We start from the raw sequence: 23,391 nt of genomic DNA, 5'->3' as shown, positions 1-23,391 counted from the left end.
TAATCTCTCACCTAGCTTCTTTGCTCCAGCCTAATTTGTAGGTGGGAGTTTTACTGCCCGGCAAATAGCGGGGTAAGAAGGAGCTGCTTATGCGGCTCCTTTTTCATATCTGAAATTCACCTCATAATTCCTACTCTCAACGCTCATACTATGTAAAGAAACTGAATTGTAGGAAGGTGGACGACTATGTTAACTCCACAACAAATAGGTCAATTTAAATCCATTTTAGAAAAACAAAAACAAGAACTAGAGCAAACGATACAAACTCATGAAAATACAGATCGTGCTTCTGAACGCGATTCAGTAGGAGAACTGTCTAGCTATGACAACCATCCAGGTGATATGGCTACAGAATTATACGAACGAGAAAAAGATTTCGGACTCATCGAATTTTGGCATAAACAACTAGATGATACAAAACATGCTCTGCAAAAAATTGAAGCGGGTACGTACGGCATTTGCGAAGTGTCTGGCGAAGAAATTCCATTTGAAAGATTAGAAGCAATGCCGACTGCTACAACATGCATCCAGCACGCGACAAATAAGTTAAATATGAATACACGACCAGTTGAAGAAGAAGTGTTGCCTCCTTCTTTCCACAAGCATGATGAGGACCATTCTGTTGAGTACGATGCGGAAGATGCGTGGCAAGATGTCGCAAATTACGGAACGTCTGAAACGCCGTCCGATTTAGAAAGACAAGATTCAAAAAACTATAATGGCATGTACGTAAATAGTGAAGAAAACGTAGGCTACGTGGAGGATTTCGAAAACTTCATCGGTACGGATATATATGGGAAAAACCCACAAGTTTTCGCTACAGAGGAACATGAAGAATATGAACAAATGCTTGATGACTTTGAAGAGCGTACCTTTAAGGGCGAATTATCTTCAAATGAATCTAGTTCCAAAGAATAAAAAAAAGCATTCCGAAAATCGGAATGCTTTTTATCGCTAGCTAATTAGTTTTTTGTAACGTTAGCTGCTTGTGGTCCGCGGTTTCCTTCAACGATTTCGAAAGAAACTTCTTGACCTTCTTCTAAAGTTTTGAAGCCGTCGCCTTGGATAGCTGAGAAATGTACGAATACGTCTTCTCCGCCTTCAACTTCGATGAAGCCAAAACCTTTTTCGCCGTTAAACCATTTAACTTTACCTGTTTGCATGTCATGTACCTCCTAAATAAAAATGAAACTATGAATCCACATGAAAAGGTGGATATAAAGGACATGAATGTATAACAAGCTTATAGCCTTTAATACAACGTGCTTTATTTCCGTACCACATTATGTAGCTCAATAGTGTTTTCACTATATCATGCTATGTCGAAAACGTCAAATGAGAACACTTTCATTCCATCATTTTTTATAATCCTAGTATAACCTTAAATTTTCATTCTACTTTTATTCGAAAATTAACAAAACTATAGTGTTCTAATTCTTTTAACTTCTGTACAATATAATTACTACATATTTATGAGGTGAAAAAATGCAAGCACATGAAATCGAATATAAGTTATATGGCGATGATATGCAATTTGTTGAAATTGAATTAGACCCAAAGGAAAGCGTTGTCGCAGAAGCGGGCGCAATGATGATGATGGAAGACTACATCGAAATGGAGACAATCTTCGGTGATGGTTCTGGCCCATCTAACGGTCTATTCGGAAAATTAATGGGAGCAGGTAAACGTCTCGTTACAGGTGAAAGCATGTTTATGACTGTATTTACAAATACAGGGGACGGCAAACGCCACGTCTCATTTGCTGCTCCTTATCCTGGTAAAATTATTCCTGTAGATTTAACAGAATACCAAGGGAAAATCGTTTGTCAAAAAGATGCCTTTCTTTGTGCCGCAAAAGGTGTTTCTATTGGAATTGAATTTACAAAAAAAATAGGAACTGGTTTCTTCGGTGGTGAAGGTTTCATCATGCAGAAACTTGAAGGTGACGGCCTCGCTTTCATGCACGCAGGCGGAACTGTATATAAACGTGAATTAAAACCTGGTGAGAAACTTCGCATTGATACAGGTTGTCTCGTTGCCATGACAAAGGATATTAACTATGATATCGAATTCGTTGGAAAAGTAAAAACAGCTCTATTTGGCGGTGAGGGTTTATTCTTCGCAACATTAGAAGGTCCTGGAACAGTTTGGATTCAGTCCTTAACACTTAGCCGATTAGCAGCACGCCTTACAAGCCCAGCAGCGCAAAGTACTGGTGAAGGTAGTGTATTAGGTGGACTTGGTCGTTTATTGGATGGGAAAGAGTAAAAAGGGCCCTTATGTTGGCATGGCCATCGACTAATAAAATACTACAATTAAAACACCCTTGCTTGCAGTAATGCAGTGAAAGGGTGTTTTAATTTACGTCTACAAACGAGAAAAAGCAGATGAAATAAAGTAATAAGGTTTACTTCAGTAAAATAAGGTATATTATATTTATTGAATAGATTCTCTTTCAAGACAAGAAAAGTAGGTGAACAAAGTGGGAAAATATCAATTAGATTCCAAAAGTCAGGTAGCTGTGGCAAAGTTTCATGAAAAACAGAAGCCTGCCAAATTTGATAAAAAGCAGCAACTTGAACAATTGCGTGCGGAGTATTTGAAAAAGAAGCAAAAACAAACAGATAAATAATATGTTTTGTTTCCCGAAATTTTCTGTATATAGTACGAACAAACACAAGAAAATAGGTGATTTATTCATCTTTCAAATATATACAGGCTATTTTTTCAAACCTCTTACAAGCCCAGCATTATAAAGTACTGGTGAAAGTAGTATATTAGGTGGCCTTGTTCGCCTTTTAGATGGAAAAGAGTAAAAAATGCCTCCAATGCAAAAAACATCGGAGGCATTTCTCTAAAGTTTATGAATATGGCATTTTATTTTTACTGCGGAGGGCTATACATACCATTTCGAATCATATAATACTCCATCGCGTCATTAAGCCATGCCTCTTCTTCTTCCGTGTAAGGAGATGGCATCATATTATTATATTGTTCTTCTACATTCTCTAATTTACCTAAAGAATACATTGTCTCTTCACCAACATACTTAAGAGTCGCCTTCATATGTTCATCAACCAATTTTTGCACTTCTGAATCCTCAATTTCTCTTCCAAATAACCTTTTCACTTCTTTTGCTAAACGCACAAACTCTTTATCAAGTGCTATGCCTTCTTCTTCCGGCTTATTATATAATCCATTAGCCAATTCTTTTGATACATATCCTTCAAGCCATAAACTTTGTTCGTTTTCTTTTTGAATGCTGTTAATTAGACTCATTAATATGTCACTATCCAACTCTTCATCTTCCTCAAGACATACCCTTGTTCGTTCAAGCGCCTTTATCGAAACTTCAATGTGTTTTTTCTTTTCTTCAAAGGCTTTTCTTTGTTGTTCCAACGTTTCTTTTAAACTTACATTCAAACTTGGAATTGTAAGCATGACGCGTATTTCTTCTAAACTATATCCTAATACTTTAAGACTGACTATTTTCTGTAGCTCTAATATATCTTTTCCTTTGTACACACGGTGACCAGAGCTAACGTTCTTTTCAGGTTTAAGTAGTCCAATTTCATCGTAATATTGTAGTGTCCGTATTGATGTGCCTGTTCTCTTTGAAAACTCACCAATTGAACAGCCTTCCTTTTTGCTCATCTTACACTCCTCCTAACAATATGTTTACAAAAATCATACTCCCTCACGTAACTGTAGGTTCAAGCTTTTTTCCAAAAGAATGAATCAAGTTCCTCACTGCATATATTAAACTATACCTTTTCTTAAGGAGGGCTTCCTTAATGCGTACTCCTTTATCCTTTGATAAAGACACTGCCATACTGTTAGCTTCTTGTTGTGAGTTAACGTATGAACAATATAAACAAAATGGTATTTTCGAAATACCAGATGGTTTTCAATATGTACAAGGGTTTCAAGGAAAGGCCATTCAAACAACAGAATGGTTCGGATTTATATTAGAATCTGAGGATACAATTATCGTTGCCTTTAGGGGCACTCAAACAGACCCAGATTGGATTATTGACTCTCTCGTCAATCAAAAACCTTATCCTTATGCTTTAAATGGTGGAAATGTCCATAACGGCTTTCTCTCTATTTATGAGTCTTGCCGTGATTCTATTATGGATATGCTCGTATCATTGCCAGCACATAAAAAACTGCTAGCTACTGGGCATAGTCTAGGTGGCGCGCTTGCCACATTACACATATTAGATGCACGTATAAATACTGCCTTCGCACAGTATGGACTTTATTCATTCGCTTCCCCAAAAGTAGGAGATATCGCTTTTCGAAATTATTATAAACTACAAGTAGCTAGTAGCTTTCGTTTCGTCAACTTGTTCGATGTCGTTCCACTTCTCCCTCCCCGAAACATAAATTTTAATGATCATGATTGGGAGTATGCACACGTCCATCACAATATGACATTTACAAAAAACACAAAATCCATTACAAATAATCATTCCATTACAACATACAAAACATGTCTGACTTCTCATTTTTAACCAGTAAACAATTGAAAATAAAATATTCATATACTATAATACTCTATGAAGTTATTTTTGGATGAGGGGACCTTACATGTTAAAATTTATCTTCACACTTTTTCTTATTGTAATTTTTACGGTCACAGGTTTCTTTACATTTTCATACTTTGCGACAGGAGAGTATGATGGGGCAGGTATAATATATACCACTATTCCATTTCTTTCTTAAGCAAAATAAATAAAACGAGCTTAAAAAAAGTAAGCTCGTTTTATTTATTAATATCAATTTTTGTTAGTAAATAGATAATATATCCCCCAACGTAGCAACCTCTTTAAAACTGTTTAACTGCATTACCAATACCCCAAATTTCATTGCTGTACTGCAAAATCGTTCGATCACTCGCAAAATGACCAGACTGTGCAATATTTAAAATCGACATTTCTAGCCACTTTGTTCGGTTCTCATAAGCTCTACCAACAGCTTCTTGTCTTTCAGCATATGGACCAAAATCTCGCAGAACGAAATATTCATCATTTTGAATAACGAGAGAATCATAGATCGCTTCAAATTCAGCACCCGATTGTGCAAAGAAACCATTTGTTAATTGATCTACTATTTTTTTAATGTGCCTATTGTGGTGATAATAGTCACTTGCACGATATCCACCATTTTGATGGTAATGAAGAACCTCTTCTGCTGTTAAACCGAAAATGAAACAGTTATCATCACCGACCCGGTCTTTTATTTCAACGTTAGCTCCGTCTAGCGTTCCAAGTGTAATCGCACCATTCATCATAAATTTCATATTGCCTGTTCCCGATGCTTCTTTACTCGCCGTTGAAATTTGCTCACTTACATCCGCCGCCGGGAATATATCTTCAGCTAAAGAAACTCGATAGTTTTCTAGAAAGATAACTTTCATATATTGACTAACATACGGATCATTATTTACTTTTCTTGCGAGTTCATTTATTAATTTAATAATTTTTTTCGCGTAATAATAACCAGGTGATGCTTTCGCTCCAAAAATAAAAGTACGCGGATAAAATGTAAAACTAGCATCCTCTTTCAAACGGTTATACAAATATAAAATATGAAGAACATTTAATAATTGTCGTTTGTAAGCATGTAATCTTTTCACTTGCACATCAAAAATAGAATTTGGATCAATCGTAATCCCCATTGTATTATGAATGCGCTCCGCTAAAATCTCTTTACGCTCTTGTTTTACCTCTGCAAACTTCTCTTGGAAACTAGCATCATATTGAACTGTTTGCAACGATTGAAGCTTAATCGGTTCTTTCTTCCACTCTGGTCCAATCGCCTCTGAAATGAGATTTGTTAACTGTGGATTTGCTTTCATAAGCCAGCGCCTATGAGCAATTCCATTCGTCTTATTATTAAACTTATCTGGATAAAATTCATAAAACAATCGCATTTCCCGCTGCTTTAATATTTCCGTATGAATTTTTGCTACACCGTTTACGCTATGGCTACCGACAATTGCTAAATGAGCCATTTTCACAAGATCATGCGCAATAATTGCCATGTCTTCAATGCGATGCCATTCATAAGGATAACGTTCCCAAAGTTCATGACAGAAACGTTCATTAATCTCTTCAATAATCATATAAATTCTCGGTAATAATGGTTTAAAAATGTGAATTGGCCACTTTTCGAGCGCTTCTGATAACGTCGTATGATTCGTATAAGAAATCGTCTGCGTCGTTATGTGCCAAGCTTCTTCCCATGTTAACTTTTCTTCGTCTAGTAAAATACGCATCAGTTCTGGAATTGCTAAAACCGGATGTGTATCGTTAATGTGAATCGCAATTTTTTCATGTAGTTGACGAAGGTCACCATATCTTTCTCTATGCATTCGAACGATATTTTGCAAACTTGCTGATACGAGGAAATACTGTTGTTTTAAACGAAGTATTTTTCCCTCATCATGCGTATCATCTGGATATAAAAACTCCGATACAGCCTCTGTTTCGCGCTTATATTTCAAAATATCTTTGCAGTTTTGCGGGAAAGGAACTGGTTCAGCATTCCAAAGTCTAAGTGTATTTACAGTACTCGTCTCATAGCCTACTACCGGCACATCATATGGCACCGCCATAATGACTTCTGCATTTGTATGCCTAAACTCTAAACGCCCGTCAATTTCTAGCGGTTCAACACTGCCAAAATAACTTACTTCTACAGCTTGATCATGTCTTCTTACTTCCCATACGTTTTCATGAAGAAGCCACTGTTCTGGAAATTCAACTTGATAACCATCAACAATTTTCTGATCAAACAAACCATGTTTATAACGAATTCCACAGCCGTGTCCTGGTAAGTTTAAAGATGCAAGTGAATCAAGAAAACAGGCTGCTAAGCGTCCAAGTCCACCGTTACCAAGGCCTGCATCTGCTTCCACTTCTTCTAACTCTTGTAACGAAATCCCTAGTTCAGATAACCCCTGCTCGCATACATCTCTAATACCTAAATTCAAGATGTTACTTCCAAGCAAACGTCCAAGCAAAAACTCAATAGACAAGTAATACATTTGCTTTTGCTCTCCTGATCGATAACTCTCGTTCGTTGCAATCCATTGACTATTCATATACTCACGTACCATATGGCCGAGCGTATTATATTGATCACGATTTGTAGAATCTTTGAAACTTTTCCCATACATCGTCTCTAACTTTTCTAGAAAAGTTGATTTAAAACTTTCAACATGAGTAAACATTTTTTCACCACCTACATGTTATTCCATGAGACTTTTATACAATTCCTTATAAGCAAGAGCCGATTGCCTCCAGCTATAATCTTCAGTCATCGCTTGTTTTACAAGCTGCTCCCACACTGGTTTATCGTGATAAAATTCAATTGCACGGTGAACCGTATGCAGCATGTCATGTGCATTAAAGTTCGTGAAACTGAAACCATTTCCTTCGCCTGTTTCTTCATCATAAGAATGTACCGTATCGTTTAATCCACCTGTTTCTCTTACAATTGGAATCGTACCGTACGCCAATGCGATAAGTTGTCCAAGTCCACACGGTTCAAACAGCGATGGCATTAAAAATAAATCGCTTCCCGCATACACTTGGTGCGCTAATTCTTCATTAAATCCGATATAAACTTTTACCTTCTCCGGATACTCATATGCCATCCACTCAAAGAATTGCTCATATTCCGAATCACCTGAACCTAAAATAATACATTGTACATCTTCTTCCATTATTTCGCGGAATACAGTGCGTACTAAATCAAGACCTTTTTGCTTCGTTAATCTCGTTACCATTGAAATAATTGGTGTATCCTCTTTTTCTGGCAAACCAAAATAACGCTGCAAAGCGCGTTTATTTTCACTCTTTTCATATAATGACTCTGCATCATACTGAGCCTTAATATATGAATCCGTTTCTGGATTATATACGCTCGTATCAATACCATTTACAATGCCACTAAGCTTATCATTATATTTTCTCAGTAATCCATCTAACTTCTCACCGAAAAATTCATATTGAATTTCTTCTTTATACGTCGGGCTCACCGCTGTAATTTGATCCGAAGCGATAATACCGCCTTTCATAAAGTTTATGTTTCCATAAAACTCTAGCTGCTCACTATGAAAATATTCATCACCAAGCTCTAACAAGTCGTACATCACTTCAGAAGGAAATACTCCTTGGAACTGCAAGTTGTGAATCGTATATACCGTTTTAATACGCTCATATAACGGGTTATCTTGATACTTTTCACGAAGTAAGAAATTAACCATAGCCGTATGCCAATCGTGGCTATGAAGAACATCCACTTCAAAATCAAGATGCGGAATACACTCTAACACTGCTTTTGAGAAATAAGAAAAACGCTCCCCGTCATCATAATGACCATACAGAGAATCTCTCTTAAAATAATATTCATTATCTATTAAGTAATACGTAATTCCGTCTTGCTCACCTTTTAAAATTCCGCAATATTGATTTCTCCACCCAAGCGGGACGTTAATTACTTTATGTAACGTACATCCATCTCTTAACTTTTGCGGAATGAGACTATAATTCGGAAGTATAATACGAACGTCCACTCCTAATTTTTTCAGCTCTTTTGGGAGCGCACCCGCTACATCAGCTAATCCTCCCGATTTCACAAACGGTACACATTCTGATACTGCAAATAAAATATTCACTTGTTGTCCCACTGCGCGAAAAGTTTTTATACTCCTCTTGCAGCTTCCTCCCTTCGAGTTTTCATTTAAATTAAAACTTTAATCAGTGGGAGAAAAAGCCCCCACTGATTCTTTAGGAATAACTATTAATCGTACTGTTTTGTACGCTTCCTTTTTCTACAACATATGGCTCATCGATGTTTCCTTTTAATACGACACCGTCGCCAATTTTCACGTCTTTATCAATAATAACACCGTCTATTATACAGTTATCTCCAATTTGGCTCTTTTGCATAATAATACTGTTACGAATAATTGAACCTTTTCCAATTTTAACCGAACGGGAAACAACACTGTTTTCGACTTCCCCTTCAATAATACTGCCATTTGCAATCATTGTATTTTTCACGACTGCACCCTTTAGATAACGAGTTGGCGGCTCATCTTTTACTTTCGTAAAGATCGGCGCTTCTTTCTTAAATAATTGCTTCCAAATAGCAGGCTGCAAAATTTCTAAGCTATGTTTATAGTAACTTTCAATCGAATCAATAATAGCTACATATCCTGTATGCTCATACGTAGCAATATGCAGTGATTTTCCGCGCTTTTCTCTCACTACATCAAATAAACTGTATTGCTCCACATCTTTATATGTCTCAAATAAATCTAACAATAATTGTTTCTTTAACACGTATGTTTGAAGCGAAACCCCTTCATGGCAAACTTCCGTAATATCAGCTGCCGTATGTATATGTCGCTCTAACACCGCCTGGAAATTTAATGCTGTTACGAGATGGCTATTCGTAATAACAACGTACTCTTCTCTGCTTCTTAGAAAATAATCAATATGTCTTCTAAAGTGTGCAAAAGACCCAAACTCATCTTGGTCACATTGGCAATTTGGCGGGAATAAAAATAGTCCGTCTCGTTTTCTATCTAAATCCCACTGTTTTCCTGAACCAACATGGTCCATTAGTGAGCGATTTTTATGACTTGTAAAAACCGCTACACTATGAATATTAGAATTCACCATATTTGAAAGCATGAAATCAATGAGTCGGTAACGGCCCCCAAACGGTAACGCCGCTAATGAACGATGCCCTGTTACTTTCTTTAAGGAAGGAAAACTTCCCGTTGCATTAATAATTCCTAACATTTTTTCTCCCATTCATTTCATCCCCCTTTTCTATTTCCCTTCAGCAATGAGTACTACATCGTCGACATTTTTTTCTGGACGAATAATTGTTCCATCTTCAATAACCATTTCCGAACCAACGATCGCTCTTTCAATCACAACATTTTTACCAATCTTTGCTCCTGGCATAACGACAGAATCAATAACCATACTACCTTCTTCCACCGTCACCCCTTGGAATAACACAGAATGCTTCACGTCCCCTTCAATGACGCATCCTTCGTTAATAAGTGATTCTTCTACTTTTGCCTTTTCTGCAATATATTGAGGTGGCTCATTTGGATTCACAGAATAAATACGCCAATTACGATCGTTTAAATTCAGCGATGTTTCATCGCGAAGTAAATCCATATTCGCTTCCCATAAGCTTTTCACCGTTCCAACATCTTTCCAATATCCTTCAAATGGATACGCCATTAGCTTCTTCCCTTCATCTAATAAAAGTGGAAGTACATCTTTTCCGAAATCATTACTAGATTCAGGATTTCTTGCATCCATCTCTAAATACTCTTTCAAAATTGCCCAGTTAAAAATATAAATTCCCATTGATGCAAGATTACTTCTTGGAAATTGTGGTTTCTCTTCAAACTCAACAATCTCCATCTCTTCATTTGTATTCATAATGCCAAAGCGACTCGCTTCATCCCAAGGTACTTCAATAACAGAAATGGATACGTCCGATTCTTTCTCAATATGGTAATCTAGCATCTTACTGTAATCCATTTTATAAATATGGTCGCCTGATAAAATAAGAACATACTCCGGTTCATACTGACTTAAATAGTTTAAGTTTTGATAAATGGCACTTGCCGTACCTGTATACCACTTCACCCCTGAAGACTCCGCATAAGGAGGTAATACTGTGACTCCACCGTTTACTCGGTCTAAATCCCACGCATTTCCAATTCCGATATAATTATGAAGTTCAAGTGGTTGATATTGTGTTAAAATCCCAACCGTTTCAATACCAGAATTCGCACAGTTACTTAGCGTAAAATCAATAATGCGATATTTACCACCAAATGGAACAGCTGGCTTGGCTAAATTTTTTGTTAATGCACTTAAACGACTACCTTTTCCCCCTGCTAGTAACATTGCTACGCACTTTTGTTTTTGAGCCATCTTGTTTTTTGCTCCCCTTTCTCGTCTTCACTGGTCGTAATATGGATACGCCAAATGGTGGAATTGTAATCTCTACATGTGCTGCTTGATTATGGTACGGTTCTAGAATCGTCTTAAGACGTTTCTTATTCACTTGCCCCGAACCGCCATATTGCTCAGCATCACTGTTTAAAATCTCGTTATAATACTCGAAATCTGGTATACCTACTTTATAGTTTTCATATGTAGCTTTCGTAAAATTACATACGACAACTAACGCATCTTCTTGTTTATCCCCTTGGCGGATAAAAGAGAAAATACTTTGCTCATTATTATTAGCATCAATCCACTGAAAGCCTTCAGGTGAATGGTCAAGCTGCCAAAGTGGTTTTGAGCGCTTATACAATGCTATGAGCTCTTTAAAGTAATCATGCATATAACGATGCATTTCAAAATCATGTAAATTCCAATCTAAATCTTCCAGGTCTTTCCACTCATCAAACTGTCCGAATTCTCCTCCCATGAAAAGTAACTTCTTTCCTGGGTGAGTAAAGAAATATCCATATAATAAACGAAGCTGAGCAAACTTATCCCAGTAATCACCTGGCATTTTATTTAATAACGACTTTTTCCCATGAACGACTTCATCATGAGAAAGTGGTAATATGAAGTTTTCAGAGTACGCATATAGTAAAGAAAACGTCATTTTCTCATGAATGTGTTTCCTATATTCAGGCGCACACTCCATATATTTCAGTACATCATTCATCCAGCCCATGTTCCATTTGTAATTGAATCCAAGCCCACCTTCATACGTTGGAGTTGTTACAAGTGGCCAAGCTGTTGAATCTTCTGCCGTCATAAGAAAATCTTCATCCTCTGCAAACACTGCTTCATTTAACTCTCTTAAAAATGAAACAGCATGCTCATTACTTTGCTCTCGTCCTTCTTTATTCCAGTACAACATGTTCGCAACTGCATCTACTCTGAAACCATCAATATGGAAATATCTCATCCAAAATAACGCATTTGAAATTAAGAAATTACGTACCTCTCTCTTCCCTAAATCAAAATTGACAGTTCCCCATACTGGATTTTCTTGTACATCTTTATCTTTATATTCATAGGTCGGTGTGCCATCAAACAAATATAAACCGTGAGCATCTTTACAAAAGTGCCCCGGCACCCAATCTAAAATGACACCGATTCCATATTTATGACATTCGTCGACAAAATACATTAAATCATGCGGCGTACCAAATCTACTCGTCGCTGCATAATATCCCGTTCCTTGATATCCCCAAGAACGATCATATGGATGCTCAACAAGCGGCATAATTTCAATATGTGTAAATTGATGTTCCACCACATACGGGATGAGCTCTTCTACCATTTCCCTGTAAGAATACAGCGTTCCATCTTCTTTCTTTTTCCAAGAACCAAAATGTAATTCATAAACTGTCATCGCTTCTTTATAAATCGGTTTTTTCTTTTTCTTACGAGTCCAGTTTTTATCATTCCATTCATATCCCTTTATATCAAAAACTACAGATGCCGTATTCGGTCTTACTTCTGCATATACAGCATACGGATCTGCCTTTAAAATGACGTCACCAGCCAACGTTTCAATCGCATATTTATATATTTCTCCTTCTTTAATATGCGGTATAAACAAGGACCAAATGCCTTCTTCTGTCACTTGTAGCATCTTATGTTGCTCATAATCCCACTCATTAAAATCTCCAACAACACTCATTGCTTTCGCATGAGGAGCCCACACTGTAAATCGTACCCCTTGAATCTCATCTTCCGTCACAACATGTGCGCCAAAGATGTTATAACTTTCATAGTACTTTTCTGTATGAAACTCATCTCGTTTCACTTCTTCACAATTTATTACACTCAATATGCTCACCTGTTATGAAGTGACCTTTGTCAATAGTTTTTCACCCATAATATTTTTCTTGATGGCATACAAAAGCTTCAGAAATAAGATCTATCGACAGTTAACCACTCTGTTATTCGTGGATTGGTTACCTCAGGTTAATGGTTCGTCGTTAGGCTCTTATAATCTCACTGCGTGGATCACACCTTTTCAAATTCTAATAAATAGCTTGTTTATCAGAATTTCAGCCATGCCAGAAGAGGTGAGTCATAGATAGCCAGACCTGTAATTCACTATCTCTGAAGCTCATCTATGCCATCAATTGATACCTTTGATTTCTAACTATGAATCAATCAACTTCATATCCTTCCCTCTTTATTTTCGGTGAATTTTACCTGTTTCTAATCCCCATATAAAACACCCCAGTTCTCTTGCGATAGCTGTAACGGCAACATTTCTAGGCTTCCCTTGATATATCATGCGATAATATTTTCTTTGTAACCTTTCTACAGCCTGATCCGCATAAGCAATCACTTCGCTTCGTTGCCCTTTTTGTCTTGCTTTCACTCGCTTCGATTTTAATCCGATTGCTCCTTTTACCAACGCATTTGCACATTCTACAAGAGTAGACCTAACGGTCGAATTTCCTTGTTTTGTAATCGAACGTCGACTGATTTTCTCTCCACTTGAGCTTTCGCTTGGCGTCAATCCTACATAAGCCATAAATGCTTTAGCCGTGGGAAAACGAGTGAAGTCTGCAATTTCCACATGAACAGTCATTGCCGATGTTGTATCTATACCTTTTAAGCATCTTAACTTTGCGATTGGTTCTTCGTACCTTTCACGATGAGATAATTCTTCTAATCTCAAACTGAACCGCTCAATTTTATCGACTAGAACATCATACTGTAATAGGTATTCGCCTAACGTTTCTTTGAATAATCCTTGTAGATCAAGATTCTTTAACCATTTCATATAAGCGATTGTCCAGCTTGATTTCCCTTCATACACATAGCCATGTCTTAAAAGGAATGCTTTTATCTGTTGTTTTATTTTTTTCAAAGATGTTTTAAAATCACCTAACATGCGGATATACTCTTTCACGGCAACATCCTCTTCTTCTGGAACATATACTTCTTTATAGGTGCCATTTGCTAAATTAAGAGCAATCATTTTGGCATCGAATTTATCATTTTTCACCATTTTGTTTTTTGATGAACTGTACATTGTTGTGGGAGCTAAAATATCACAATCAATTCCATTTTGTTCAAGAAGATTATGAAGTGAATACCCTAAACAACCAGCCTCATATCCAGCTTTAATTTTTATATCTTCACCATATTTTGTTTTCAGTTTCTCAACGAATTTTTTTACGAGAGATACATTTGAAGCACATCGTGCTTCTCTTACAATTTCCCCAGTTGTTCCGTGTAGTGCACATAAGCTAAAACTTTCCTTGTGGACATCCATCCCAATATATATTATATTTTCCATAGTGGCCTCCTATTATCATAGGGTATAACCCCATTCATAATGTTTTCATTCATTATTATGGGTTAAAATCCCTGACTTGATAATCTAGGAGGTCACTTCATATTATCTCACTTAGATGACAGAATTTTTTATACTTTAACTATTTCTGTGAAAAACTGCAATATCCTTGTTAATTTATAAAAAATATTCGTTTTTTTCTTAAAAATGTTAGTTTTTCTTCACATTTCCGTGTAAAATATCGAATTTTGACGAATATTCATTGAAAACGCTTTATTATTCTTCTATATTTTTACCTATTATTTTTTCTCAACCTTTATTTTATTAGATTTATCCTATTTTTCATGCTATTTTTCATTCAAAATCAAAACAAAATAATCTGTCATAAAAAAATGTTTCTCAACATTTTTTGTCACAATTTTATTGAAATGCAAAATTCATAAGCATATACTCGCTCTCAATAAAGAACTTAGATCTTCCGTAACTATAATTCATAGTGGACTACTATGTTTACTTATTTATCCTTGTTGCGAACGGTCACTATGAAAATTTAACTAGGAGGGCTTTCTTATGTCATTAAAACAAAAAATAGGAATGGGAGTTGTCACCGCTTCACTTGGTTTATCCCTTACATTCGGAGGTGTATTCGCCTATTTCAGTGATTCAGAAACATCGAGTAACTCATTTCAAGCCGCCTAACAACGAAGCTTGGTACTGAAAAAGACGGTAAGCTGCTTGGCCAATATTATTATGCAAGACCTGACGAAAACCTTGCCGGCGATGTAAATGGTGATAAAGTAATCCATATTAAAGATGCTAAAATTATCGCTAGCAACTACATTAAAAAAGGACTAACTGTAAAAGACGGAGATCTTAATAAAGATGGAATTGTCGACGGAAAAGATATTCGCTTCGTTGAAAAGAACTTCTTGAAAAAAGGTCCAGATGCATCTAAATCACAAACACCTGTAGAAAAATCAAAAAGCGGTACACTGACAGATATTTTAAAGAAGTTAGGATTAACACCTAAAAAATAATCATAAAGAGCACTCTATATAAAATAGAGTGCTCTTTTCTATAAATGACCCTTATCCAGCAAAAGGGGTATATTGGGGATATACAAGGGAAACCGGAAAAGGAATTTATATTGAATTATATATAAATCCAGAAGTAAGAAGCAGGTCCCCACTTCCGGATTATTTAGCAATTAATTATAGTACTGGTGCCATAGTTTCTTTTAATACTTTTACAGAATGAGCGAATTTCGCTTTTTCTTCTTCATTTAGCTCAAGTTCTACGATTTCACGTACACCTTCGCGGTTAATAACAGCTGGAACACCTACGTAAGCATCTTTCTCACCGTATTGACCTTCAAGGTATGCAGATACAGTTAATACGCTGTTCTCGTTGTTTAAGATCGCTTTAGTTACACGAAGTAGTGACATACCGATTCCGTAGTAAGTTGCACCTTTACGTTCGATGATATGGTAAGCTGCATCACGTACATTTTCGAAGATTTTATCTAAGTCTTCTTGTTTGTACTGTTCGTTGTTAGCTAAGATTGTTTCTAGTTTTTGTACACCGATAGTAGCGTGGCTCCATACTGGAAGTTCAGTGTCACCGTGCTCACCAACGATGTAAGCATGAACGTTACGTGGATCTACATCTAAGTAGTCACCTAACATGTAACGGAAACGAGCAGAGTCTAAAGTAGTACCAGAACCGATTACGCGCTCTTTCGGTAAACCAGATTCTTTCCAAGTTACGTAAGTTAAAATATCAACCGGGTTAGTTGCGATTAAGAAGATTCCATCGAATCCGCTATCCATAATGCCGCGAACGATTTGTTTAAAGATCTTTGTATTTTTCTCAACTAAGTCTAAACGAGTTTCACCTGGCTTTTGTGGTAACCCAGCAGTGATAACAACTAGATCTGCATCTTTACAATCTGCATAGCTACCGCTCCAAACTTTTGTTGGTGATGGAGAGAATGGTACCGCATGGCTTAAGTCCATTGCTTCCCCTTCTGCTTTTGCTTCATTAACATCTACTAATACGAATTCTTCAGCTACACCTTGGTTGATCATTGAGTAAGCGTAACTACAACCTACAGCTCCTGTTCCTACTAATACTACACGATTGATACCTTTTTTCATGGTAATTTCCCCTCTCTATTGTTCACATATATTTTTTTATGATTGTTTAAGTAATTAATTAAAATACTAATTTAATGTTGTTTAACTTCTTTACATTCATATTGTAGCACGTATTATTGTGAATTACTTCACAATTTATGACCTATTTGTGAACTTTTTCACATAGAGTGTAAAGTTGTTAAATCAGGTGTGGAATCCATACCAAATTAGGTGTTTTCTTTAGATTGTGAATAAAAATGTATGATTCAATTACTCACTGTAACTAAATTCACTTTCTATAATAAAAATCCTAACATTCACAAAAAATGTAATCACATTATAAGATTAAACTGACTGATCACATCATTCCCTTACAAGATGGACGTCAATTAGCTTATATAGAATACGGTTAAATAAATGAATTAGCCTATACTTTATCACCTCCCTTTTAATCATTACTATATATTAAAAAATATCCGTTAAAATTATGCATTCTTTTCTAATAATAAACCATTCAATATAAGTGATAGGCTATGCAAAGCTTTAGACAACCGTGCCTCTGCATCTTCAGAATTCGCAATCCAACAAGCAAGGTCCACTAGTCCGCCATTTATAAATCTTGCTAAAGCTTCACAGTCCGTCTTTTCAATAATACAGTCCTTCATTAATTGCTGAAGCATCTCGGCCATCGTCACTAAACATTGTGACTGTGATGATTGATAATAACTAGTTCCTAATACTGCTGGTGCATCTCGAAGTACGATTCGCTGAATTTCTGGATTAAGTGCCATCGTTAAATATGCACGACAACGCCCAACAAACCCTTCCCATTTTCCTTCCGCTTCATCTGATACTTTCCCTAATTTATTATCCATTTCCATATCAATTTCTTTTACAACTGCTTCTAACAATCCTTTTTTATCACCAAAATGATGATAAATTGCACCACGTGTTAAACCGACAGATGCTGTAAAATCATCCATAGACGTATTTACATATCCAACTGTACCAAAAGCCTCTCTTGCTGCCCACAGCAATTTAGCACGTGTTTCAGTAATCATTTCTGCTCTCGTTTTTTTAATCATCTTTTCCTCCTACTTCTATTCATTCTCTTTATTCAAAATGAATTGCACTATAGTATCGTTCTCTATATAAAAGAATAACTCCTTTAAACATCGGCTCTATCCAGAGATAAAACATTTCAATTGACATACGCTCCGTATGTTAATATGATATTGGCATACGGTGCGTATGTCAATTATTTCTAGCTTACAAGATAATATAACTTCTTACCTATACCCTACATTGACTCACTGTCCCTTTTTATAGAAGGTATTAATGAAACAGAGGAGGAGTTAAAAGAATGAAGAATGTATATGTACACGTCAAATATTGTGGTGATTATCATGTTTAATTCCTACCGTGAGATTTTCAGTGCTCCTGGTACAAAAGGATTCTCATTAGCAGGATTTATAGCTCGTATGCCCATATCAATGATGGGTATTGGTATTGTTACCATGTTATCTCAAGTAAGTGGTGACTATTGGCTTGCTGGAGCTGTTGCAGCTACCTTTACATTATCATCAGCTTTACTAGCTCCTCATATTTCTCGGATGGCTGATCAATTAGGGCAATCTCGCATACTTCTTCCGACTACAGGTATTAGCGTTTTCTTTACAATCCTCTTACTTCTATGTACGAAATATGAAGCTCCTTATTGGACGCTATTTCTATCCGCTTTATGTGCAGGTTGTATGCCAAATATGTCAGCTATGGTACGTGCACGTTGGACTAAACTATACCGCGGATCCCATAAATTGCATACAGCATTTTCCTTCGAATCGGTCGTCGACGAAATTTGCTTCATAATTGGTCCTGTATTATCTGTCAGTTTAAGTGTTATGTTCTTCCCAGAAGCAGCGCCACTTTTATCATCTGTTTTTCTTACAATCGGGGTATGCCTATTTACTATGCAAAAAAGCACAGAACCGCCTGTACACCCTCGCGACATTACAAACAACGGAACAGTATTTAAAATTGGTTCTTTGCGAGTACTAGTATTCACACTCATTGCTATAGGTACTATCTTCGGCACAATAGATGTCGTTAGTGTAGCTTTTGCTGAGCAGCAAGGAAACACAGTAGCTGCTAGCTTTGTACTTTCTGTCTATGCAATCGGTTCATGCCTGGCAGGCCTTATTTTCGGTACTCTTAAACTCAATACCCCACCCTATAATCAGTTTTTAATAGCGGTCACACTTTCCATGATAACAATGCTGCCACTAGTTTTTGTAAACAGTATTACTTGGCTAGTAGTTATTGTTTTCTTTGCAGGGCTATCTGTCGCTCCTACTATGATTATTACTATGGGGCTTGTGGAAAAAATCGTACCTGAATCAAAGATAACCGAAGGAATGACTTGGGCAATTACAGGACTTGGAATTGGAGTCTCCCTAGGATCAGCGATAGCTGGTTTAGTTATTGATAACTTTGGAGCCCATGTAGGATTTAATGTGGCTATTATAGCAGGAGGCCTTGCCTTAACTATTGCACTTTTAGGCTACAAAACTCTTCACTCCGCATATAGTCATGTTGTTATTAAACAAGATGAACATTCAATAGAAAGTTAAAACATATTCAAAAAATAGGATTACCTTTTCTTATGTATGAGAAAAGGTAATCCTATTTTAAACTTATTATTTATAATTTGTCATAGCTTCTTCTATATCTATACACAACAAAAAAGAGATAGCAGATTATGCTATCTCTTTTAGTATGACCCGTACGGGATTCGAACCCGTGTTACCGCCGTGAAAGGGCGGTGTCTTAACCACTTGACCAACGGGCCAGTTCTGGCAGAGAAGAAGGGATTCGAACCCTCGCACCGCGTTCGCGATCTACTCCCTTAGCAGGGGAGCCCCTTGAGCCACTTGGGTACTTCTCTATAAATATGGCTCCGCAGGTAGGACTCGAACCTACGACCGATCGGTTAACAGCCGATAGCTCTACCACTGAGCTACTGCGGAACAATTATGGTGGGCCTAAATGGACTCGAACCATCGACCTCACGCTTATCAGGCGTGCGCTCTAACCAGCTGAGCTATAGGCCCATAATTGAAAAGCGGGTGAAGAGAATCGAACTCTCGACCAGAGCTTGGAAGGCTCTTGTTTTACCACTAAACTACACCCGCATAAAATTGAAAATGGTGAGCCATGAAGGATTCGAACCTTCGACCCTCTGATTAAAAGTCAGATGCTCTACCAACTGAGCTAATGGCTCATTTTGAAAGTGGTGCCGGCTAGAGGACTTGAACCCCCAACCTACTGATTACAAGTCAGTTGCTCTACCAATTGAGCTAAGCCGGCTTGCGACTTCAAAATGGTGGCTCGGGACGGAATCGAACCGCCGACACGAGGATTTTCAGTCCTCTGCTCTACCGACTGAGCTACCGAGCCTTATTAAAATGGCGGTCCCGACCGGGGTCGAACCGGCGATCTCCTGCGTGACAGGCAGGCATGTTAACCACTACACCACGGGACCATTTGGTTGCGGGGACAGGATTTGAACCTGCGACCTTCGGGTTATGAGCCCGACGAGCTACCGTACTGCTCCACCCCGCGATGATATAATATGTAATTTAAGAAAAAATGGAGGAGGTAGAGGGATTCGAACCCCCGCGCGACTCTCGCCGCCTGTCGGTTTTCAAGACCGATCCCTTCAGCCGAACTTGGGTATACCTCCGAGATATAAACCTTTAGTGGTGGACCTTGTAGGACTCGAACCTACGACCGGACGGTTATGAGCCGTCTGCTCTAACCAGCTGAGCTAAAGGTCCTTTATGGTAGCGGCGGAGGGGATCGAACCCCCGACCTCACGGGTATGAACCGTACGCTCTAGCCAGCTGAGCTACACCGCCATAAATGATATTAAAATAAGTGGAGCCTAGCGGGATCGAACCGCTGACCTCCTGCGTGCAAGGCAGGCGCTCTCCCAGCTGAGCTAAGGCCCCATGTTTTTGGGAATATCGGGAAGACAGGATTTGAACCTGCGACCCCCTGGTCCCAAACCAGGTGCTCTACCAAGCTGAGCCACTTCCCGTTAATAAAAGCGCGCCCGAGAGGAGTCGAACCCCTAACCTCTTGATCCGTAGTCAAACGCTCTATCCAATTGAGCTACGGGCGCATATGGTGCCGAGGGCGGGGGTCGAACCCGCACGGTGGTCACCCACCGCAGGATTTTAAGTCCTGTGCGTCTGCCTGTTCCGCCACCCCGGCATGTCATATTGAAAATTGGAGCGGAAGACGGGATTCGAACCCGCGACCCCAACCTTGGCAAGGTTGTATTCTACCACTGAACTACTTCCGCAAGACATGTTTGAGATATTTTATTAAAAGTGCGGGTGAAGGGAGTCGAACCCCCACGCCAAAGGCGCTAGATCCTAAGTCTAGTGCGTCTGCCAATTCCGCCACACCCGCATATTAATATTTTAAGAAAAAATGGGGCGACTGATGGGAATCGAACCCACGAATGCCGGAGCCACAATCCGGTGCGTTAACCACTTCGCCACAACCGCCATGATTTTCTGGTGCCGACTAGAGGACTTGAACCCCCAACCTACTGATTACAAGTCAGTTGCTCTACCAATTGAGCTAAGTCGGCTAAATGGTGGAGGATGACGGGATCGAACCGCCGACCCCCTGCTTGTAAGGCAGGTGCTCTCCCAGCTGAGCTAATCCTCCATTTGCCTGGCAACGTCCTACTCTCACAGGGACAAGGTCCCAACTACCATCGGCGCTAGAGAGCTTAACTTCCGTGTTCGGTATGGGAACGGGTGTGACCTCTCTGCCATCATTACCAGACTGTATTCATTTAAGACAAGAATCATTGTAACTCATTTAACTTTTAAAGTCAACAAGTTTTTTATATTCTTTCAAAACTAGATAACATCGCTTCATATTATATGGTTAAGTCCTCGATCTATTAGTATTCGTCAGCTCCACATGTCACCATGCTTCCACCTCGAACCTATCAACCTGATCATCTTTCAGGGATCTTACTAGCTTACGCTATGGGAAATCTCATCTTGAGGGGGGCTTCATGCTTAGATGCTTTCAGCACTTATCCCTTCCGCACATAGCTACCCAGCTATGCCCTTGGCAGAACAACTGGTACACCAGCGGTGCGTCCATCCCGGTCCTCTCGTACTAAGGACAGCTCCTCTCAAATTTCCTACGCCCACGACGGATAGGGACCGAACTGTCTCACGACGTTCTGAACCCAGCTCGCGTACCGCTTTAATGGGCGAACAGCCCAACCCTTGGGACCGACTACAGCCCCAGGATGCGATGAGCCGACATCGAGGTGCCAAACCTCCCCGTCGATGTGGACTCTTGGGGGAGATAAGCCTGTTATCCCCGGGGTAGCTTTTATCCGTTGAGCGATGGCCCTTCCATGCGGAACCACCGGATCACTAAGCCCGACTTTCGTCCCTGCTCGACTTGTAGGTCTCGCAGTCAAGCTCCCTTATGCCTTTGCACTCTACGAATGATTTCCAACCATTCTGAGGGAACCTTTGGGCGCCTCCGTTACACTTTAGGAGGCGACCGCCCCAGTCAAACTGCCCACCTGACACTGTCTCCCGGGTCGATAAGACCCGTAGGTTAGAATTTCAATACAGTCAGGGCGGTATCCCACCAGCGCCTCCACCGAAGCTAGCGCTCCGGTTTCAATGGCTCCCGCCTATCCTGTACAAACTGTACCAAAATTCAATATCAGGCTACAGTAAAGCTCCACGGGGTCTTTCCGTCCTGTCGCGGGTAACCTGCATCTTCACAGGTACTATAATTTCACCGAGTCTCTGGTTGAGACAGTGCCCAAATCGTTACACCTTTCGTGCGGGTCGGAACTTACCCGACAAGGAATTTCGCTACCTTAGGACCGTTATAGTTACGGCCGCCGTTTACTGGGGCTTCAGTTCAGAGCTTCGCTTACGCTAACCCCTCTCCTTAACCTTCCAGCACCGGGCAGGTGTCACCCCCTATACTTCGCCTTACGGCTTCGCAGAGAGCTGTGTTTTTGCTAAACAGTCGCTTGGGCCTATTCACTGCGGCTTTCCGTTAAGAAAGCACCCCTTCTCCCGAAGTTACGGGGTCATTTTGCCGAGTTCCTTAACCAGAGTTCTCTCGCACACCTTAGGATTCTCTCCTCGCCTACCTGTGTCGGTTTGCGGTACAGGCACCTTTTATCTCGCTAGAAGCTTTTCTTGGCAGCGGGGAATCAAAGACTTCGCTCCATAAGGAGCTTCCCCATCACAGCTCAGCCTTTACGATAAGCGGATTTGCCTACTTATCAGCCTAACTGCTTGGACGTGCACAACCAATCGCACGCTTCTTCTATCCTTCTGCGTCCCTCCATTGCTCAAACGATAAAGAGGTGGTACAGGAATATCAACCTGTTGTCCATCGCCTACGCCTGTCGGCCTCGGCTTAGGTCCTGACTAACCCTGAGCGGACGAGCCTTCCTCAGGAAACCTTAGGCATTCGGTGGACGGGATTCTCACCCGTCTTTCGCTACTCATACCGGCATTCTCACTTCTAAGCGCTCCACCAGTCCTTCCGGTCTGACTTCACTGCACTTAGAACGCTCCCCTACCACTGATACCATTGGTATCAATTCGCAGCTTCGGTGGTGTATTTAGCCCCGGTACATTTTCGGCGCAGAGTCACTCGACTAGTGAGCTATTACGCACTCTTTAAATGGTGGCTGCTTCTAAGCCAACATCCTAGTTGTCTAAGCAACTCCACATCCTTTTCCACTTAATACACACTTTGGGACCTTAGCTGGCGATCTGGGCTGTTTCCCTCTTGACTACGGATCTTATCACTCGCAGTCTGACTCCTAAGGATAAGTCATTGG

16 protein-coding genes, 22 tRNA genes, 2 rRNA genes and 3 pseudogenes (1 of these 43 cut by a window edge) are annotated in these 23,391 nt (G+C 39.3%); 9 read left to right on the top strand and 34 right to left on the bottom strand.

What is annotated here, in order from left to right:
- The first annotated feature begins 186 nt into the window (after positions 1 to 186).
- Positions 187 to 918, top strand: coding sequence for a yteA family sporulation protein (locus MHI28_RS22595; RefSeq protein WP_086413568.1), 732 nt, complete (start codon positions 187 to 189; stop codon positions 916 to 918).
- A 44-nt stretch (positions 919 to 962) separates the two neighbouring features.
- On the opposite strand, the gene cspD is transcribed toward MHI28_RS22595, so the two are convergent.
- Positions 963 to 1,163: a cold-shock protein CspD gene (gene cspD / locus MHI28_RS22590; RefSeq protein WP_001193052.1), complete on the bottom strand. Its 201-nt coding sequence runs from the start codon at positions 1,161 to 1,163 to the stop codon at positions 963 to 965.
- 322 nt (positions 1,164 to 1,485) lie between these two features.
- Between cspD and MHI28_RS22585 the strand changes: the two genes are divergently transcribed.
- The 3 genes and pseudogenes from MHI28_RS22585 to MHI28_RS36200 form a co-directional block, all read left to right on the top strand.
- Entirely contained in the window at positions 1,486 to 2,268 is a 783-nt protein-coding gene (locus MHI28_RS22585; RefSeq protein ID WP_001147842.1) for a TIGR00266 family protein, read from the top strand.
- Between the two features lie 214 nt (positions 2,269 to 2,482).
- Positions 2,483 to 2,632, top strand: coding sequence for a hypothetical protein (locus MHI28_RS22580; RefSeq protein ID WP_000521642.1), 150 nt, complete (start codon positions 2,483 to 2,485; stop codon positions 2,630 to 2,632).
- Positions 2,633 to 2,735: 103 nt separating this feature from the next.
- Positions 2,736 to 2,816 (top strand): annotated as a pseudogene (locus tag MHI28_RS36200) (TIGR00266 family protein); the annotation flags it as partial.
- 67 nt (positions 2,817 to 2,883) lie between these two features.
- Here the strand turns inward: MHI28_RS36200 and MHI28_RS22575 are convergent.
- On the bottom strand, positions 2,884 to 3,654 hold the full coding sequence (locus tag MHI28_RS22575) for a MerR family transcriptional regulator (protein ID WP_000037218.1): 771 nt from the start codon (positions 3,652 to 3,654) through the stop codon (positions 2,884 to 2,886).
- A 140-nt stretch (positions 3,655 to 3,794) separates the two neighbouring features.
- Between MHI28_RS22575 and MHI28_RS22570 the strand changes: the two genes are divergently transcribed.
- Both MHI28_RS22570 and MHI28_RS22565 read left to right on the top strand, forming a co-directional pair.
- On the top strand, positions 3,795 to 4,517 hold the full coding sequence (locus MHI28_RS22570; protein ID WP_001260110.1) for a lipase family protein: 723 nt from the start codon (positions 3,795 to 3,797) through the stop codon (positions 4,515 to 4,517).
- Between the two features lie 76 nt (positions 4,518 to 4,593).
- On the top strand, positions 4,594 to 4,728 hold the full coding sequence (locus MHI28_RS22565) for a hypothetical protein (protein ID WP_000911076.1): 135 nt from the start codon (positions 4,594 to 4,596) through the stop codon (positions 4,726 to 4,728).
- Between the two features lie 103 nt (positions 4,729 to 4,831).
- Here MHI28_RS22565 and glgP read toward each other — a convergent pair whose 3' ends face one another.
- From glgP to MHI28_RS22535, 6 genes are all read right to left on the bottom strand, one after another.
- Entirely contained in the window at positions 4,832 to 7,240 is a 2,409-nt protein-coding gene (gene glgP, locus MHI28_RS22560) for a glycogen phosphorylase (RefSeq protein ID WP_000494093.1), read from the bottom strand.
- Between the two features lie 18 nt (positions 7,241 to 7,258).
- Entirely contained in the window at positions 7,259 to 8,689 is a 1,431-nt protein-coding gene (glgA, locus tag MHI28_RS22555) for a glycogen synthase GlgA (RefSeq protein WP_002081949.1), read from the bottom strand.
- A gap of 112 nt (positions 8,690 to 8,801) precedes the next feature.
- Positions 8,802 to 9,836 (bottom strand): glucose-1-phosphate adenylyltransferase subunit GlgD, encoded by a 1,035-nt coding sequence (gene glgD, locus MHI28_RS22550; RefSeq protein WP_000504159.1) that lies wholly within the window; start codon positions 9,834 to 9,836, stop codon positions 8,802 to 8,804.
- A gap of 18 nt (positions 9,837 to 9,854) precedes the next feature.
- The gene (glgC, locus tag MHI28_RS22545) at positions 9,855 to 10,985 is read right to left on the bottom strand and encodes a glucose-1-phosphate adenylyltransferase (protein WP_000057602.1); all 1,131 of its coding nucleotides are present in this window, start codon (positions 10,983 to 10,985) and stop codon (positions 9,855 to 9,857) included.
- Entirely contained in the window at positions 10,933 to 12,870 is a 1,938-nt protein-coding gene (glgB, locus tag MHI28_RS22540; RefSeq protein ID WP_000111407.1) for a 1,4-alpha-glucan branching protein GlgB, read from the bottom strand. Before glgB ends, glgC begins: the two co-directional genes overlap by 53 nt.
- 354 nt (positions 12,871 to 13,224) lie before the next feature.
- The gene (locus MHI28_RS22535; protein ID WP_277548338.1) at positions 13,225 to 14,343 is read right to left on the bottom strand and encodes an IS110 family transposase; all 1,119 of its coding nucleotides are present in this window, start codon (positions 14,341 to 14,343) and stop codon (positions 13,225 to 13,227) included.
- Positions 14,344 to 14,910: 567 nt separating this feature from the next.
- Here MHI28_RS22535 and MHI28_RS22530 point away from each other — a divergent pair.
- Both MHI28_RS22530 and MHI28_RS22525 read left to right on the top strand, forming a co-directional pair.
- Positions 14,911 to 15,033 (top strand): annotated as a pseudogene (locus MHI28_RS22530) (TasA family protein); the annotation flags it as partial.
- Positions 15,024 to 15,377: pseudogene (locus MHI28_RS22525) on the top strand (dockerin type I domain-containing protein); the annotation flags it as partial. The pseudogenes MHI28_RS22530 and MHI28_RS22525, both read left to right, overlap by 10 nt.
- Before the next feature lie 174 nt (positions 15,378 to 15,551).
- Here the strand turns inward: MHI28_RS22525 and MHI28_RS22520 are convergent.
- Together MHI28_RS22520 and MHI28_RS22515 are read right to left on the bottom strand one after the other, a co-directional pair.
- On the bottom strand, positions 15,552 to 16,496 hold the full coding sequence (locus MHI28_RS22520) for an L-lactate dehydrogenase (protein WP_000715339.1): 945 nt from the start codon (positions 16,494 to 16,496) through the stop codon (positions 15,552 to 15,554).
- Positions 16,497 to 16,960: 464 nt separating this feature from the next.
- On the bottom strand, positions 16,961 to 17,560 hold the full coding sequence (locus MHI28_RS22515) for a TetR/AcrR family transcriptional regulator (RefSeq protein ID WP_000592777.1): 600 nt from the start codon (positions 17,558 to 17,560) through the stop codon (positions 16,961 to 16,963).
- 321 nt (positions 17,561 to 17,881) lie between these two features.
- On the opposite strand from MHI28_RS22515, the gene MHI28_RS22510 reads away from it, so the two are divergent.
- Positions 17,882 to 19,105, top strand: coding sequence for an MFS transporter (locus MHI28_RS22510; protein WP_015945917.1), 1,224 nt, complete (start codon positions 17,882 to 17,884; stop codon positions 19,103 to 19,105).
- A gap of 146 nt (positions 19,106 to 19,251) precedes the next feature.
- Here the strand turns inward: MHI28_RS22510 and MHI28_RS22505 are convergent.
- From MHI28_RS22505 to MHI28_RS22390, 24 genes are all read right to left on the bottom strand, one after another.
- Positions 19,252 to 19,323: transfer RNA gene (locus MHI28_RS22505), tRNA-Glu, on the bottom strand.
- Between the two features lie 5 nt (positions 19,324 to 19,328).
- Positions 19,329 to 19,419, bottom strand: a tRNA-Ser gene (locus tag MHI28_RS22500).
- Positions 19,420 to 19,426: 7 nt separating this feature from the next.
- A tRNA-Asn gene (locus tag MHI28_RS22495) sits at positions 19,427 to 19,501 on the bottom strand.
- Positions 19,502 to 19,508: 7 nt separating this feature from the next.
- Positions 19,509 to 19,585, bottom strand: a tRNA-Ile gene (locus MHI28_RS22490).
- A 10-nt stretch (positions 19,586 to 19,595) separates the two neighbouring features.
- Positions 19,596 to 19,666: transfer RNA gene (locus MHI28_RS22485), tRNA-Gly, on the bottom strand.
- A 13-nt stretch (positions 19,667 to 19,679) separates the two neighbouring features.
- Positions 19,680 to 19,755 (bottom strand) — tRNA-Lys (locus MHI28_RS22480).
- Between the two features lie 10 nt (positions 19,756 to 19,765).
- Positions 19,766 to 19,841 (bottom strand) — tRNA-Thr (locus MHI28_RS22475).
- A 14-nt stretch (positions 19,842 to 19,855) separates the two neighbouring features.
- Positions 19,856 to 19,931: transfer RNA gene (locus MHI28_RS22470), tRNA-Phe, on the bottom strand.
- A gap of 9 nt (positions 19,932 to 19,940) precedes the next feature.
- A tRNA-Asp gene (locus tag MHI28_RS22465) sits at positions 19,941 to 20,016 on the bottom strand.
- Positions 20,017 to 20,019: 3 nt separating this feature from the next.
- A tRNA-Met gene (locus MHI28_RS22460) sits at positions 20,020 to 20,096 on the bottom strand.
- A gap of 28 nt (positions 20,097 to 20,124) precedes the next feature.
- A tRNA-Ser gene (locus tag MHI28_RS22455) sits at positions 20,125 to 20,217 on the bottom strand.
- A 17-nt stretch (positions 20,218 to 20,234) separates the two neighbouring features.
- Positions 20,235 to 20,311 (bottom strand) — tRNA-Ile (locus MHI28_RS22450).
- Between the two features lie 4 nt (positions 20,312 to 20,315).
- A tRNA-Met gene (locus tag MHI28_RS22445) sits at positions 20,316 to 20,392 on the bottom strand.
- A gap of 20 nt (positions 20,393 to 20,412) precedes the next feature.
- A tRNA-Ala gene (locus tag MHI28_RS22440) sits at positions 20,413 to 20,485 on the bottom strand.
- 15 nt (positions 20,486 to 20,500) lie between these two features.
- A tRNA-Pro gene (locus MHI28_RS22435) sits at positions 20,501 to 20,574 on the bottom strand.
- 10 nt (positions 20,575 to 20,584) lie between these two features.
- Positions 20,585 to 20,658 (bottom strand) — tRNA-Arg (locus tag MHI28_RS22430).
- Between the two features lie 3 nt (positions 20,659 to 20,661).
- Positions 20,662 to 20,750: transfer RNA gene (locus MHI28_RS22425), tRNA-Leu, on the bottom strand.
- A 16-nt stretch (positions 20,751 to 20,766) separates the two neighbouring features.
- A tRNA-Gly gene (locus MHI28_RS22420) sits at positions 20,767 to 20,841 on the bottom strand.
- Between the two features lie 29 nt (positions 20,842 to 20,870).
- Positions 20,871 to 20,951, bottom strand: a tRNA-Leu gene (locus tag MHI28_RS22415).
- A gap of 22 nt (positions 20,952 to 20,973) precedes the next feature.
- Positions 20,974 to 21,049: transfer RNA gene (locus MHI28_RS22410), tRNA-His, on the bottom strand.
- Positions 21,050 to 21,059: 10 nt separating this feature from the next.
- Positions 21,060 to 21,135, bottom strand: a tRNA-Thr gene (locus tag MHI28_RS22405).
- Between the two features lie 4 nt (positions 21,136 to 21,139).
- Positions 21,140 to 21,215 (bottom strand) — tRNA-Val (locus MHI28_RS22400).
- Positions 21,216 to 21,219: 4 nt separating this feature from the next.
- Positions 21,220 to 21,335, bottom strand: a 5S ribosomal RNA gene (rrf, locus tag MHI28_RS22395).
- Between the two features lie 101 nt (positions 21,336 to 21,436).
- A 23S ribosomal RNA gene (locus MHI28_RS22390) occupies positions 21,437 to 23,391 on the bottom strand (it continues 967 nt past the right edge of the window).

This window comes from Bacillus sp. FSL K6-0268 (genome assembly GCF_038005425.1).
Lineage (GTDB): Bacteria > Bacillota > Bacilli > Bacillales > Bacillaceae_G > Bacillus_A > Bacillus_A thuringiensis_S.
Note: the sequence above shows the minus strand (reverse complement) of the source record. Positions and strands in the feature narration are given on the sequence as shown.

Excerpts from the sequence above, each read along its gene's own strand:
- glgC (WP_000057602.1), bottom strand. The coding sequence starts at position 10,985 with ATGGCTCAAAAACAAAAGTGCGTAGCAATGTTACTAGCAGGGGGAAAA.
- MHI28_RS22565 (WP_000911076.1), top strand. The coding sequence starts at position 4,594 with ATGTTAAAATTTATCTTCACACTTTTTCTTATTGTAATTTTTACGGTC.
- MHI28_RS22570 (WP_001260110.1), top strand. The coding sequence starts at position 3,795 with ATGCGTACTCCTTTATCCTTTGATAAAGACACTGCCATACTGTTAGCT.
- cspD (WP_001193052.1), bottom strand. The coding sequence starts at position 1,163 with ATGCAAACAGGTAAAGTTAAATGGTTTAACGGCGAAAAAGGTTTTGGC.
- glgD (WP_000504159.1), bottom strand. The coding sequence starts at position 9,836 with ATGGGAGAAAAAATGTTAGGAATTATTAATGCAACGGGAAGTTTTCCT.
- MHI28_RS22510 (WP_015945917.1), top strand. The coding sequence starts at position 17,882 with ATGTTTAATTCCTACCGTGAGATTTTCAGTGCTCCTGGTACAAAAGGA.
- glgP (WP_000494093.1), bottom strand. The coding sequence starts at position 7,240 with ATGTTTACTCATGTTGAAAGTTTTAAATCAACTTTTCTAGAAAAGTTA.
- MHI28_RS22535 (WP_277548338.1), bottom strand. The coding sequence starts at position 14,343 with ATGGAAAATATAATATATATTGGGATGGATGTCCACAAGGAAAGTTTT.
- MHI28_RS22520 (WP_000715339.1), bottom strand. The coding sequence starts at position 16,496 with ATGAAAAAAGGTATCAATCGTGTAGTATTAGTAGGAACAGGAGCTGTA.
- MHI28_RS22515 (WP_000592777.1), bottom strand. The coding sequence starts at position 17,560 with ATGATTAAAAAAACGAGAGCAGAAATGATTACTGAAACACGTGCTAAA.
- MHI28_RS22595 (WP_086413568.1), top strand. The coding sequence starts at position 187 with ATGTTAACTCCACAACAAATAGGTCAATTTAAATCCATTTTAGAAAAA.
- MHI28_RS22575 (WP_000037218.1), bottom strand. The coding sequence starts at position 3,654 with ATGAGCAAAAAGGAAGGCTGTTCAATTGGTGAGTTTTCAAAGAGAACA.
- MHI28_RS22585 (WP_001147842.1), top strand. The coding sequence starts at position 1,486 with ATGCAAGCACATGAAATCGAATATAAGTTATATGGCGATGATATGCAA.